At 63.0% G+C, this 13,216-nt stretch carries 10 protein-coding genes and 1 riboswitch; of the genes, 7 read left to right on the top strand and 3 right to left on the bottom strand.

Translation table 11 applies throughout. The annotated features are described in order from the left end of the window. Positions 1-27: 27 nt before the first annotated feature. A complete protein-coding gene (locus tag VGN93_RS20385) occupies positions 28-501 on the bottom strand; it encodes a hypothetical protein (RefSeq protein WP_327508860.1) in 474 nt (157 codons plus the stop codon). 222 nt (positions 502-723) lie between these two features. Between VGN93_RS20385 and VGN93_RS20380 the strand changes: the two genes are divergently transcribed. From VGN93_RS20380 to nrdF, 5 genes are all read left to right on the top strand, one after another. Further along, positions 724-1,965, top strand: coding sequence for an aromatic ring-hydroxylating dioxygenase subunit alpha (locus VGN93_RS20380; RefSeq protein ID WP_327508859.1), 1,242 nt, complete (start codon positions 724-726; stop codon positions 1,963-1,965). A 98-nt stretch (positions 1,966-2,063) separates the two neighbouring features. Next, a riboswitch (cobalamin riboswitch) is annotated at positions 2,064-2,280 on the top strand. 247 nt (positions 2,281-2,527) lie between these two features. After that, positions 2,528-2,749: a glutaredoxin-like protein NrdH gene (nrdH, locus tag VGN93_RS20375; RefSeq protein ID WP_327508858.1), complete on the top strand. Its 222-nt coding sequence runs from the start codon at positions 2,528-2,530 to the stop codon at positions 2,747-2,749. Between the two features lie 22 nt (positions 2,750-2,771). Beyond that, positions 2,772-3,167: a class Ib ribonucleoside-diphosphate reductase assembly flavoprotein NrdI gene (gene nrdI / locus VGN93_RS20370; RefSeq protein ID WP_327508857.1), complete on the top strand. Its 396-nt coding sequence runs from the start codon at positions 2,772-2,774 to the stop codon at positions 3,165-3,167. After that, positions 3,164-5,311 (top strand): class 1b ribonucleoside-diphosphate reductase subunit alpha, encoded by a 2,148-nt coding sequence (gene nrdE, locus VGN93_RS20365; protein ID WP_327508921.1) that lies wholly within the window; start codon positions 3,164-3,166, stop codon positions 5,309-5,311. The genes nrdI and nrdE overlap by 4 nt, the downstream gene beginning before the upstream one ends. A gap of 14 nt (positions 5,312-5,325) precedes the next feature. Beyond that, the gene (gene nrdF / locus VGN93_RS20360; protein ID WP_327508856.1) at positions 5,326-6,312 is read left to right on the top strand and encodes a class 1b ribonucleoside-diphosphate reductase subunit beta; all 987 of its coding nucleotides are present in this window, start codon (positions 5,326-5,328) and stop codon (positions 6,310-6,312) included. A gap of 3 nt (positions 6,313-6,315) precedes the next feature. Here the strand turns inward: nrdF and VGN93_RS20355 are convergent, their stop codons facing one another. Continuing rightward, a complete protein-coding gene (locus tag VGN93_RS20355; protein WP_327508855.1) occupies positions 6,316-9,366 on the bottom strand; it encodes an aminotransferase class III-fold pyridoxal phosphate-dependent enzyme in 3,051 nt (1,016 codons plus the stop codon). 126 nt (positions 9,367-9,492) lie between these two features. On the opposite strand from VGN93_RS20355, the gene VGN93_RS20350 reads away from it, so the two are divergent. Next, on the top strand, positions 9,493-9,927 hold the full coding sequence (locus VGN93_RS20350; RefSeq protein WP_319320085.1) for an Lrp/AsnC family transcriptional regulator: 435 nt from the start codon (positions 9,493-9,495) through the stop codon (positions 9,925-9,927). Positions 9,928-9,930: 3 nt separating this feature from the next. Here the strand turns inward: VGN93_RS20350 and VGN93_RS20345 are convergent, their stop codons facing one another. Then, on the bottom strand, positions 9,931-10,845 hold the full coding sequence (locus VGN93_RS20345; protein WP_327508854.1) for a hydrogen peroxide-inducible genes activator: 915 nt from the start codon (positions 10,843-10,845) through the stop codon (positions 9,931-9,933). 151 nt (positions 10,846-10,996) lie between these two features. Here VGN93_RS20345 and katG point away from each other — a divergent pair, with 151 nt between their 5' ends. Further along, entirely contained in the window at positions 10,997-13,180 is a 2,184-nt protein-coding gene (gene katG / locus VGN93_RS20340) for a catalase/peroxidase HPI (RefSeq protein WP_327508853.1), read from the top strand. Positions 13,181-13,216: the final 36 nt, after the last annotated feature.

Below are 13,216 nucleotides of genomic sequence, written 5' to 3'. Positions count from 1 at the left end.
CCACGAGAGGGCGGTAGCAGCCAAAATCTAGGCCGTCTGCCATGCCTTCAGCACCCGCACGCCTTTCGCCTCCACTCCGGGCCAAAGCTGCAAGAGGTAACGGTCGTCGCCTTCCAGCCCGTCGGTGCTGAGCGTGTCGAGGCCGGCGAGGCTGGCGCGAATGCCGAGCGGCCCCGCCTTCACGGCAAGCCGGGGAGAGTCCATTTCGTTCTCGGTCATGCCGGCCAGCACCAGTTGGCCCGACGGGCAGGTGATGCCCGCCTCGACGACATGCTGGTGGCTGTCGAGATCGAGGTCGGGGCGCTGCTGGTGCCATTCGACGCAGACCGGCACCATCATGTTGCGCACGGTGTGAAGGATGACGGCATGCGGCCCGGCCATGAGGTGGCACGCGATCGTTTCTTCCGTGTAGTCGTCGGGCAGGTCCGCATGCGCCTCGTCGCGCAGGTAAATCTGGAAATAATCGGCGAAGATGTCGCCCTGGTACAGAATCCGAAACATGTGCACCTCTGCCGGCCCGGTGGAATGCGCAGACATATCATAAAGACGGCCGAGGCCCTGTCGAAATTCGCGAAATCTGGCCCATCGGGACGCGACGGGCGCGTGGCGCCCGTGGGGCACTAATCGAATATGTCGATTAATCGTGGCCTTCCGGTCATCTTGCCGGGAGGTTTTATCCTCTGGATACTGCCGCGAGAAAAAGTCATTGAGGGGCCTGCCGGGATGGCACATATCGCCGAAGTCGTAATCGACAGCACTGCCGACCGTATCGACCGCCTCGTTGCAGACCATCGGCCGGGGCACGGCCTCGCCCGCGCGTTCTATCAGGATCCCGACATCTACCAGCGCGACATGGAGCGGGTGTTTCGGCGCCACTGGCACTGTATCGCGCACGAGAGCGTCATTCCCAACATCAACGATTTCGAGGTTTTCCGCATCGATACCGAGCAGGTGATCGTCACCCGCGCGGCGAATGGCTCGATCAATGCGATCCTCAACGTCTGTCGCCATCGCGGGGCGGAAGTCTGCACCAAGCAGAAGGGCAATGCGCGCGTCTTCGTCTGTCCCTATCACGCCTGGACCTATGGCAATGACGGGAGCCTGCGGGCCGCCCGCCTGATGCCCAAGGATTTCAAGCGCGAGGACCATGGGCTGAAGACACTGCATGTGCGCGTCGTCGAAGGCCTGATCTTCATTTCCTTTGCCGATGAGCCGCTCGATTTTTCCGAGGTCGAACGCCTGCTGCATGCGACCTGCGGGCAATATGGCTGGGCGAGCGCGAAGATCGCTCATCGCGAAACCTATCCGGTCGATGCCAACTGGAAGCTCGCCGTCGAAAACTATGTCGAGTGTTACCATTGCGGCCCGGCGCATCCGGAATATTCGCAGACCCATGCGCTGGAACAGCCGCTGCACATGATCGAGGCGTTGAACGCCGCGATGGAGGAGCGCACCTGCGCGCTCGGCATCGAGGTCGGCTCCGGCAACCACTGGCAGACGTCGCGCGAGGGCCGCGAGGCGATCCATGCCTTCCGCTATGCGCTGTATGACGGCGTGCAGAGCGGCAGCGAGGACGGCACGGCGGTCGCACCGCTGATGGGCCGCTTCTCCGATTTCGACGGCGGCGTCACCTCCATCCATCTCGGCGGCACCACCTTCCTCGTCTGTTATCCCGACCATGGCATGATCTACCGCTTCATCCCCAAGACCGCGCAAAGCTGCGAAATGGAGCTGATCTGGCTCGTCGACGGCAAGGCGGAGGAGGGCACGGACTACGACCTGGAAAAGCTCACCTGGCTGTGGAAGGTAACGACGGCGGAAGACAAGGCGATCATCGAGCACACGGCGCGCGGCGTTCAGTCGCACTATTTCGTGCCCGGCCCGATCGCGCCGATGGAACAGAACGAGTTGCGCTATATCGACTGGTATCTGGACGAGATCAGCCGGCCGAACGGCAAGGCCTGAGCCTTGCGCATGCCGGATTTTACGGCATGCGCCTTCCTTGTCCCCAAGCGATATTGCGGACAAGCATCATAGCTGTTGACGAATTTTTTACCTCGCATACTATATCTTGTGTTCGAGGTTCTTCCGATTCGAGAGGGTCGGAAGCTAAGACGGGAATCCGGTGGGGCCATGATGGCCCTGTCAATCCGGAGCTGCCCCCGCAACTGTAAGCGGCGAGCGTTCGTTCGAAAAACCACTGAGGCGCCAATGCCTTGGGAAGGTGAACGGATGCGCCGACCCGCAAGCCAGGAGACCTGCCTCGCGCATGAACGTCCACGGGCGGGGTGTCCGGCAGGCGAACGATGGGTTGCGGAATGATGTCGCCCTGTCGTTTTCCGAGTGCCCCCGCATGAATTCTTCGGGGTGAAGTCCATGTCATACAGTTTCCAGCATATCCGCGCGAGTAGGCGGTAAGTCCGGCCGCGCGTCTGCGGCTGCCTGATTCATGTCCGGTCCACCGAACGGCCATCGGCGGATGGCTGAACGATCCCCTATGCCCAATTGCCAAATTACGAGGAAAACCATGTCCATCACCGTCTACAGCAAGCCTGCCTGCGTCCAGTGCACCGCGACCACCCGCGCGCTCGACCGCCAGGGCATCGATTACAGCGTCGTCGATATTTCCGAGGACAGCGACGCCTTCGCGCTCGTCCAGGGTCTCGGTTACCGGCAGGTTCCGGTGGTGGTTGCCGGCGAGCGGCATTGGGCCGGGTTCCGCCCGGACATGATCAGCGCGCTCGCCTGAGAGCAAAGGTAGGTTTGGGGCGATGGGCGATCTCGTCTATTTTTCCACGCGGTCGGAGAATACCCATCGCTTCGTCGAAAAGCTCGGCCTTCCGGCTTCGCGCATTCCCCTTCGCGCCGACGAGTGCCTGAAGGCCGCAGCGCCCTTCGTGCTCGTCGTGCCGACCTATTGCGGCGAGGACGGGAAAGGCGCCGTTCCCAAGCAGGTGATCCGCTTCCTCAACGATGCGGACAACCGGTCGAACCTTCGCGGCGTGATTGCCGCGGGCAACAGCAATTTCGGCGCGACCTTCGGGATCGCCGGCGACGTGATCTCCGCCAAATGCGGAGTGCCCTATCTCTACCGCTTCGAGCTTCTGGGCACCGCGGAGGATGTCGCCAATGTCAAAGACGGATTGGAACGATTTTGGACACGATGACGCTCGACAAGCCGGCAAAGGCCCCGGAAATCACCGCGCTGGATTACCACGCCCTCAATGCGATGCTGAACCTTTACGACGAGCACGAAAAAATCCAGCTCGACAAGGATCGGCTGGCCGCAAAACAGTATTTCCTCCAGCATGTCAACCAGAACACGGTGTTCTTCCATAACCTCAGGGAAAAACTCGATTATCTGGTGACGGAAGGCTATTACGAGCAGGAGGTGCTGGACCAGTACTCGTTCAACTTCGTGCGCGATCTGTTCGACCACGCCTATGACAAGAAGTTCCGTTTTCCGACCTTCCTCGGCGCCTTCAAATATTACACGTCCTATACGCTGAAGACCTTCGACGGGAAGCGCTACCTGGAGCGCTATGAGGACCGCGTCTGCATGGTGGCGCTGACGCTCGCCCGCGGCAACGAGGCGCTGGCCCGCGACCTCGTCGACGAGATCATTTCCGGCCGCTTCCAGCCCGCGACACCGACCTTCCTCAATGCCGGCAAGAAGCAGCGCGGCGAGCTCGTCTCGTGTTTCCTGCTGCGCATCGAGGACAACATGGAGAGCATCGGCCGCTCGATCAATTCGGCGCTCCAGCTTTCCAAACGCGGCGGCGGCGTGGCGCTGTCGCTGACCAACCTTCGCGAGATGGGCGCGCCGATCAAGCAGATCGAAAACCAGTCCTCCGGCGTCATCCCGGTGATGAAGCTGCTGGAGGATTCCTTCTCCTACGCCAACCAGCTCGGCGCGCGGCAGGGGGCAGGTGCGGTCTATCTCAACGCCCACCACCCGGACATCATGCGCTTCCTCGATACCAAGCGCGAAAATGCCGACGAGAAGATCCGCATCAAGACCCTGTCGCTCGGCGTGGTCATCCCGGACATCACCTTCGAGCTCGCGAAGAACAACGAGGACATGTACCTGTTCTCGCCGCATGACGTGGAACGCGTCTACGGTGTGGCCTTCTCCGAGATCTCGGTGACGGAAAAATACCGCGAGATGGTCGAGGACGCCCGCATCAAGAAGAAGAAGATCAAGGCGCGTGATTTCTTTCAGGTCATCGCCGAAATCCAGTTCGAGAGCGGTTACCCCTACATCATGTTCGAGGACACGGTGAACCGCGCGAACCCGATCGCTGGCCGCATCTCGATGAGCAATCTCTGCTCGGAAATTTTGCAGGTCAGCGAGGCGAGCGAGTTCAACGACGACCTGTCCTATTTGAAGATGGGCAAGGACATTTCCTGCAATCTCGGCTCGCTCAACATCGCCGCCACCATGGATAGCCCGGATTTCGGCCAGACGATCGAGACTTCGATCCGCGCGCTGACGGCCGTCTCCGAGATGAGCCACATCTCCTCGGTTCCCTCCGTCGAGAAGGGCAATGACGACAGCCACGCCATCGGCCTCGGCCAGATGAACCTGCACGGCTACCTCGCCCGCGAGCGCATTTTTTATGGTTCGGAAGAAGGCGTCGATTTCACCAATATCTACTTCTATACGGTGACTTATCACGCCATCCGCGCCTCGAACCGGCTGGCCGTCGAAAAGGGTGTCAGCTTCAAGGGTTTCGAGAATTCGAAATATGCGTCCGGCGACTATTTCGCCAAATATACCGAGGCCGAATGGCTGCCGGCGACCGAAAAGGTGAGGGGCATTTTCGAAAAGGCCGGCGTTCATATCCCGACGCAGGAGGACTGGCGGGAGCTGAAGAAGGCCGTCATGGAAGGGGGGCTCTACAACCAGAACCTCCAGGCCGTGCCGCCGACGGGCTCGATCTCCTATATCAATCATTCGACCTCCTCGATCCATCCGATCGTCTCGAAGATCGAGATCCGCAAGGAAGGCAAGATCGGCCGCGTCTATTATCCAGCTGCCTTCATGACGAACGACAATCTCGACTACTACCAGGATGCCTACGAGATCGGCCCGGAGAAGATCATCGACACCTATGCGGCGGCGACCCAGCATGTCGACCAGGGCCTGTCGCTGACGCTGTTCTTCCGCGATACGGCGACGACGCGCGACATCAACCGGACGCAGATCTACGCCTGGAAGAAGGGCATCAAGACCATCTATTACATCCGCCTTCGCCAGATGGCGCTGTCCGGCACGGAAGTGCAGGGCTGCGTTTCCTGCGCGCTGTGATCTCGGGGAAGACCATGAACATCCAGGTTAAGACCAAAGCGCCGAAGGCCGCTGCCGTGCGCGCCATCAACTGGAACCGCATGGAGGACGACAAGGACCTCGAGGTCTGGAACCGGCTCACCGGCAATTTCTGGCTGCCGGAAAAGGTGCCGCTCTCCAACGACATCCCGTCCTGGGCGACGTTGCGGCCGGAGGAGCAGCAGCTCACCATCCGCGTCTTCACCGGTCTGACCCTGCTCGACACGATCCAGAACGGCGTCGGCTCGGTCAAGCTGATGGAGGATTCGGCGACCCAGCATGAGGAGGCCGTGCTCTCCAACATCTCCTTCATGGAGGCCGTGCACGCGCGCTCCTATTCCTCGATCTTCTCCACCCTTTGCTCGACGCCCGACGTGGACGACGCCTATCGCTGGTCGGAGGAAAACGAGTTCTTGCAGCGGAAATCCGCGCTGATCATGGAGCAGTATGCCTCCACCGATCCGCTGAAGAAGAAGGTCGCCAGCGTTTTCCTCGAAAGTTTTTTGTTCTATTCCGGCTTCTATCTGCCGATGTACTGGTCGAGCCGCGCCAAGCTCACCAACATCGCCGACATGATCCGCCTCATCATTCGCGACGAGGCCGTGCACGGCTACTATATCGGCTACAAGTTCCAGCGTGCTTTGGAGCGTCTTTCGGAGGAGCGCCGGCAGGAGATCAAGGATTTCGCCTTCGACCTGCTGCTGGAGCTCTACGACAACGAGGCGAAATATACCGAGGCGCTTTATGACGGCGTCGGGCTGACCGAGGACGTCAAGAAGTTCCTGCATTACAATGCCAACAAGGCGCTGATGAATCTCGGCTATGAGGCGCTCTTCCCGCCGGAGGCCTGCAAGGTCAATCCCGCCATCCTCTCCGCGCTCTCGCCGAATGCGGACGAGAACCACGACTTCTTCTCCGGCTCCGGCTCGTCCTATGTCATCGGCAAGGCGGTCGCGACAGAGGACGAGGACTGGGATTTCTGATCCTCAGCCGAGCGTTCTCGTGACGTCGGCGAAGGTTTCTTCGAGCACGGCGATCAGATGATCGGCGTCTCGTTTCGAAAAGATCATCGGCGGGCGCATCTTCAGCACGTTGTCATGCGGGCCTTCGGTACCCATCAGCACACCGCGGCGGCGCGCGCCGTTGGAGACGGCGCGTGCGAAATCGGTGGCGGGTGCCTTGGTCCTGCGGTCGCTCACCAGTTCGATGCCGAGGAACAGGCCGAGGCCGCGCACGTCGCCGATCACCTCGTAGCGCTTCTGCATGTCGCGGAAGGCGTCCATCAGATAATTGCCGATGGCGAGCGCGTTGCCGTGCAGATCCTGGCTTTCGATGACGTCGAGCACGGCGAGGCCGACGGCACAGGAAATGGGGTTGCCGCCGAACGTGTTGAAATATTCAATGCCGTTGTTGAAGCTGTCGGTGACCTCTCGTGTGGTCACCACCGCCGCCAGCGGATGGCCGTCGCCGATCGGCTTGCCCATGGTGACGATGTCGGGAACGACACCCTGCGTCTCGAACGCCCACCAATGGCTGCCGACACGACCAAAACCGACCTGCACCTCGTCGGCGATGCACACGCCGCCGGCCTCGCGCACCATGCGGTAGACCTCCTTGAGATAGCCGTCCGGCAGGAAGACCTGGCCGGCGACGCTCGGGATCGATTCCGCGATGAAGAAGCCCGGGGCCTCGCCCTTCGCCCGCATTGCAGCGATCAGTTCGGCGACGCTTTCGGCAAAATGCTTGCCGTGTTCCTCGATCGGCCAGTCCGCCGGCGCATGGTAGCTGTCGGGGATGGTCGCGACATGGATGTGCGGCTTCGGTCCGCTGCCGCCCTTGCGGCGGAACTTGTAGGGGCTGATGTCGATCAGTTCCTGGGTCGTGCCGTGATAGGACCAGTCGAGCACGATGGCGTTTTCACGGCCCGTATGCGCGCGCATCATGCGCAAGGCCAGGCTGTTTGCCTCCGAGCCGCTGTTGACGAAGCCGGCGACGGTCAATTCCTTCGGCAGCGTCGCCGTCAGGCGCTCGGCATAGGCGACGATATTGTCGTGCAGATAGCGGGTGTTGGTGTTGAGCGTGGCGGCCTGTTTCGCCATCGCTTCCACGACGGTCGGGTGGGCATGGCCGATGTGGCAGACATTGTTGAAGCAGTCGAGATAGGCCCGGCCGCTGTCGTCGATCAGCCAGACGCCCTCGCCGCGCACGAACTTGATCGGCTTGTCGTAGGAGATGGAGAGGTTCGGCAGCAGCAGCTCGTGCCGCAGCTTGACGATCTCGTCGTGCGACCGGCCTTGCCGTTGGTAAAACTCCTCGGCGATGCCGGCGAAGGTGCGGGCATCCGGGAAGAGTTCCGCCCAGACATCGAGGTAGCGCGGCTCGCCGACGCCGAGGATTTCGGTGGCGGAGAGGTTGGTGTCGGTGGAAAGCTGGAGGTGCAGGTGCGGCGCCCAGCCGCCGTTTTCCGCCGGTGCACCCATTTCGCCGACGAGGCTGCCGGCATCCAGCCGGTCGCCGGGCTTGAGACGCTGCATGGCCTCGTGCGAGAGGTGGCCCCAAAGCGAGACGAAGGGCGGGCAGCCTTCCGGTTCGTGGCTGAGCGCAATCAGGCAGCCGTAGCCGAGCGGATCCTGTTCGATCTCGACGCTGACGACGGTTGCCGGCAACGGCGTGAAGACTTTCGTGCCGGCGACCATGAAGAGGTCGAGGCCGAGATGATGGGTGCGGCGGGTGTTTTCGACAAAGCGCGAGACGAACATGTCGCCGGCATAGACGGTGCGCGCTTCGCCGAAGGGACCGATGCCGAGCGCGATGCCGTTTTCGCGGCAATGGGCCTCCCAGATCGCCTGCGCCTCGTCCGGCTGTTCGGCGGCCGATTTGACGGTCATCGGGTGCGTCGGGTCGCCATAGGGCACGAGGGCCGCAGGGTAAGTCGCGGCCGGGCGTTCCAGCAGGGGGGCGAGTGATTTGCGGTTTTTCGCGATCCAGTCGGCAACGGCATGCGAGCCGGGCGCCGCTTCGAAGCCGCAGGCCTTGCGCAGGATGGCGGTGGCGAAGCGCGGGTTCATCCGATCGAGCTTACGCAATAGCGTCCAGGCCGGGCGCTCGCTGATGGCGAGGTACGGATTGTCTTCCGTGTGGCTGCGGCGCGAGGCGGAGATCGTCACGGAGGTGACGAGGCGCATGGCGATGAGGTCGTAGAGGAGGTCGATTTCCTCTTCCAGCAGCGGATATTCCGCATGGAAGCCGCCGGCGATGGCGGCGGCCGCGCCGATCGGGTCGGCGTGGTCGAGGCCGGCATAGGCGGCGGCGATCGCCACCTCGGCGATGACAGGCGCATGCAGCGCGTCGCCGAAGTCGATCAGGCCGGAAATGCGGTCATGATCCGCGCTGTCGACCAGCACGTTCCAATCGTTGGCATCATTGTGGATGACGGCGGCACGCAGCGTCGCAAGGCGCGGGGCGAGGGACGCGAAACGCTTGAGGAAGCGTTCCAGCAGAGCCCGGTCATCGGCGGAGGCGACGTGCTGCAGGCGTTCGGCCGAGCGGCCTGCCTTGCGGATGTCCCAGTCGAGATCGCGCAGCGCGCCCGGATGCATGAAACCCTTCAGCGCCGCATCGAAGCGGCCGAGCATGCGGCCGAGCGATTCGAGCGCGGCATCGCTGCGACCCGTTTCGGCGAGCGGCTGGCCGACGACCCAGCCCACCAGCCGGATGCGGTGGTCGATGCCGTGCGGGCTGGTGGTGCGGCCAAGGCTCGTGCCCGAAAGCGTCGGGCGGATATGCGGCACCGGCAGGTCGCCGGCATGCGCGGTCACATGGGCGAGCAGCGCCGTCTGGAAGTCGCTTTCGACCTCCGGCTCGGCGGCGTTGACGATCTTCAGGATGAAGGTTCCGTCCGATGTTTCCACCTTGAAATTCTGGTCGCGCTCGCTGGCAAGCGGCGAGAGCGTGCCGGAAAGCCCGTAGTGCTCGGACAGCAGCCCGGCTGCAGCCTTGATGGAAAAGTCCGGTGTCGTCTTCAGCATGTCGTTCACGGCAATCCTCTTCGTGGCGGCAAGAGTTGCATGGACGGCGACCAGGCGCATCCGGCATTATGCCGGTTGTGCCGGCACTTTGTATGGAATAACCGTCATCTTGTCGGCGGGATTGGAGGAGGGGCCATGCAGGATACGGACGCCATCGACCGAACGATCCTCGGCATCCTGTCGAAGGAGGCGCGCATCCCGATGAAGTCGCTCGCCGGCCGGATCGGGCTTTCGCGCAGTGCGACCACCGAGCGCGTCGGCCGGCTGGAAAAGGCCGGCATCATCCGCGGCTACCGCGCCGATATCGGCCAGCTCGACGACGGGCAGGTGCAGGCCTTCCTGCTCGTCACCTTGAAGCGCACACCCTCCATCGGCGTGCTCGATCGCCTCGCGGGCTTTTCGGCCGTGCGCAAGGTCTCCTCCGTCAGCGGCCAGCTCGATCTCGTGGTGGAGGTCGAGGTCGGCTCGATCAACGCGCTCAACGAATTGCGCAATGAGGTCTCGACCATGGATAATGTCGAGGACCTGACGACCTCCATCGTGCTGCGGCGGGATATCGAACGCAGCTGAGCGTTACAGCGGGCCGCAGCGTTCGCGCATGGCATCGGCCGAGCGGCGCACCACCTCGGAAATCTCCAGTAGTTGTTTGGCAAGCGGCGTCGAATTGCGCCAGATCATGCCGATGGTGCGGGCGGGCCGCGGCGTCTGGAAGCGGGCGATCGAGACCTGCGCCGAGCGGGTTTCCACCGGCACCGCCATTTCCGGGATCAGCGTGATGCCGATGCCGGCGCCGACCATCTGCACGAGCGTCGACAGCGAGCTGCCCTCCATCACCTCGCGCGGCCGCGCCGAGCCGATGCGGCAGAAGGACAGCGCCTGATCACGAAAACAATGGCCTTCCTCCAGCAGCAGCAGGCGCATTTCGCGCAGCTTGTCGGGCTCGGGGGTCGGCTTGCCCTCATCCTCCCGGTGGCGCACCAGCACGAATTCCTCCTCGAACAGCTTGAGTTCGGTGAGCGAGGGTTCCGAGACGGGGAGCGCGACGATCGCCATGTCGAGATCGCCCTGCGACAATTCCTGGATCAGCTTCGCCGTCATCGTCTCGCGCACCTCGATCTGGATGCCGTCGAAGCTTTGGTGCAGGTCGTTTATGATGGCGGGCAAGAGGTAGGGCGCGACGGTGGGGATGATGCCGATGCGCAGGCGCGACAGGAACGGCGTGCGCGAGGCGCGGGCAAGGTCGCCAAGCTCGTCGACGGCGCGCAGGATGCCGCGCACCCGGAGCGCAAAGGTCTGGCCGAAGGCGGTCAGCTTCACCTCGCGGGCGCTGCGCTCGAAGAGGTCGTTGCCGAGTTCCTCCTCCAGTTCCTTGATCTGCATGGACAGTGCCGGTTGGGAAATCGCGCAGGCATCGGCCGCATGGCGGAACCGGCCGTGGCGCGCCAGGGCTTCAAAATAGCGTAGCTGTTTCAGTGTAAGGTTTGCCATAACCTTAGCTTATCGCAGTGATCAGTAAATCCAACTTAAAATTATCAGAGACTTCCGATAAGAAGGTGCCAAGGGGAGGATGCAGATCTCTCCCTCAAGCGTTCGAAAGGCCGTCCCGAGTGGCAGGCCAAGGAAACAACAGGAGAGAATCATGGACCAGAAAACCGACACCGCGGGCAAGTGTCCCGTCGCCCATGCGGCACCCAAGGGCAGATCCAACCGCGACTGGTGGCCGGACCAGCTGGATGTCCAGATCCTGCACCAGCATTCCAATCTTTCCGATCCCCTGGGCAAGGATTTCGACTACGCCGAGGCCTTCAAGACGCTCGACCTCGACGCCGTCAAGCAGGACCTCACGGCCCTGATGACGGATTCGCAGGAATGGTGGCCGGCCGACTTCGGCCATTACGGCGGCCTGTTCATCCGCATGGCCTGGCACTCCGCCGGCACCTACCGCATCACCGACGGCCGCGGCGGCGCCGGCCAGGGCCAGCAGCGTTTCGCGCCGCTCAACTCGTGGCCGGACAACGTCAATCTCGACAAGGCCCGCCGCCTGCTCTGGCCGATCAAGCAGAAATACGGCAACAAGATCTCCTGGGCCGACCTGCTGATCCTCACCGGCAACGTCGCGCTCGAATCCATGGGCTTCAAGACCTTCGGTTTCGCCGGCGGCCGCGCCGATGTCTGGGAGCCGGAAGAGCTTTACTGGGGTCCGGAAGGCACCTGGCTCGGCGACGAGCGCTATAGCGGCGAACGCGAACTGGCCGAGCCGCTCGGCGCCGTGCAGATGGGCCTCATCTACGTCAACCCGGAAGGCCCGAACGGCAATCCCGATCCGCTGGCCTCCGCCCGCGACATCCGCGACACCTTCGCCCGCATGGCGATGAACGACGAAGAGACCGTGGCGCTGATCGCCGGCGGCCACACCTTCGGCAAGACGCACGGCGCCGGCGACGCGTCGTTCGTCGGTATCGACCCGGAAGGCGGCGCACTCGAAGCGCAGGGTCTCGGCTGGAAGAGCACGTTCAATTCGGGCGTCGGCACGGATGCGATCGGCAGCGGCCTCGAAGTCACCTGGACCTCGACGCCGACCAAGTGGAGCAACAACTTCTTCTGGAACCTGTTCGGCTACGAATGGGAACTGGAAAAGAGCCCGGCCGGCGCGCACCAGTGGGTCGCAAAGGGCGCCGGCGCCACGATCCCGGATGCCTTCGATTCCACGAAGAAGCACCTGCCGAAGATGCTGACCTCCGACCTCGCGCTGCGTTTCGACCCGATCTACGAGAAGATCTCGCGCCGGTTCCTTGAAAACCCGGACCAGTTCGCCGATGCCTTCGCGCGTGCCTGGTTCAAGCTGACCCACCGCGACATGGGCCCGAAGGCCCGCTACCTCGGCCCGGAAGTGCCGGCGGAAGACCTGATCTGGCAGGACGTCGTCCCGGCCGTCGATCATCCGCTGGTCGACGACAAGGATGTCGCCGACCTCAAGGCGCGCGTTCTCGCCACCGACCTTTCGCTACAGGAGCTGGTCTCCACCGCCTGGGCATCGGCCTCGACCTTCCGCGGTTCCGACAAGCGCGGCGGCGCCAATGGCGCGCGCATCCGCCTTGCACCGCAGAAGGACTGGGAGGTCAACCAGCCGGCGCAGCTCGCCAAGGTTCTCGGCGTGCTCGAAGGCATCCAGGCGGACTTCAACGCGGCGCAGAGCGGCGGCAAGAAGATCTCGCTTGCCGACCTGATCGTGCTGGCCGGTGCTGCCGGCGTCGAGAAGGCGGCGAAGGCTGGCGGCCATGATGTCGCCGTGCCGTTCACGCCGGGCCGCACGGATGCGTCGGACGCCCAGACCGATGCCGCATCCTTCGCAGCCCTTGAGCCGCGCGCCGATGGCTTCCGCAACTACGTGAACGCCAACCGTCATCAGTTCCTGAAGGCGGAAGAGGCGCTCATCGACCGCGCGCAGCTCCTGACGCTGACGGCGCCGGAGCTGACGGTTCTCGTCGGCGGCCTGCGTGTGCTGAAGGCCGGCGAACCGGAACACGGCGTCTTCACGTCGCGTCCGGAAGCGCTGACGAACGACTTCTTCGTCAACCTGCTCGACATGGGCACCGTCTGGGCGCCCGTCGCCGACAAGAAGGGCGTCTATGAGGGCCGCGACCGCAAGACGAACGAACCCAAGTGGACCGCCACGCGCGTCGACCTGATCTTCGGCTCGCATTCGCAGCTTCGCGCCTTCGCCGAAGTCTACGGTTCGTCCGATGCCAAGGAGAAGTTCGTCAAGGACTTCGTCGCTGCCTGGAACAAGGTGATGAACGCCGACCGCTTCGATCTCGTCTGATCGACGATATTGTTCAGGGCGCGGTTTACCCGCGCC

Origin of the sequence: Shinella sp., assembly GCF_035998705.1 — a bacterium.
In the GTDB taxonomy this organism is placed as follows: Bacteria; Pseudomonadota; Alphaproteobacteria; order Rhizobiales; family Rhizobiaceae; genus Shinella.
The sequence above is the reverse complement of the archived record's forward strand: the minus strand, read 5'-3'. Positions and strand labels throughout refer to the sequence as shown.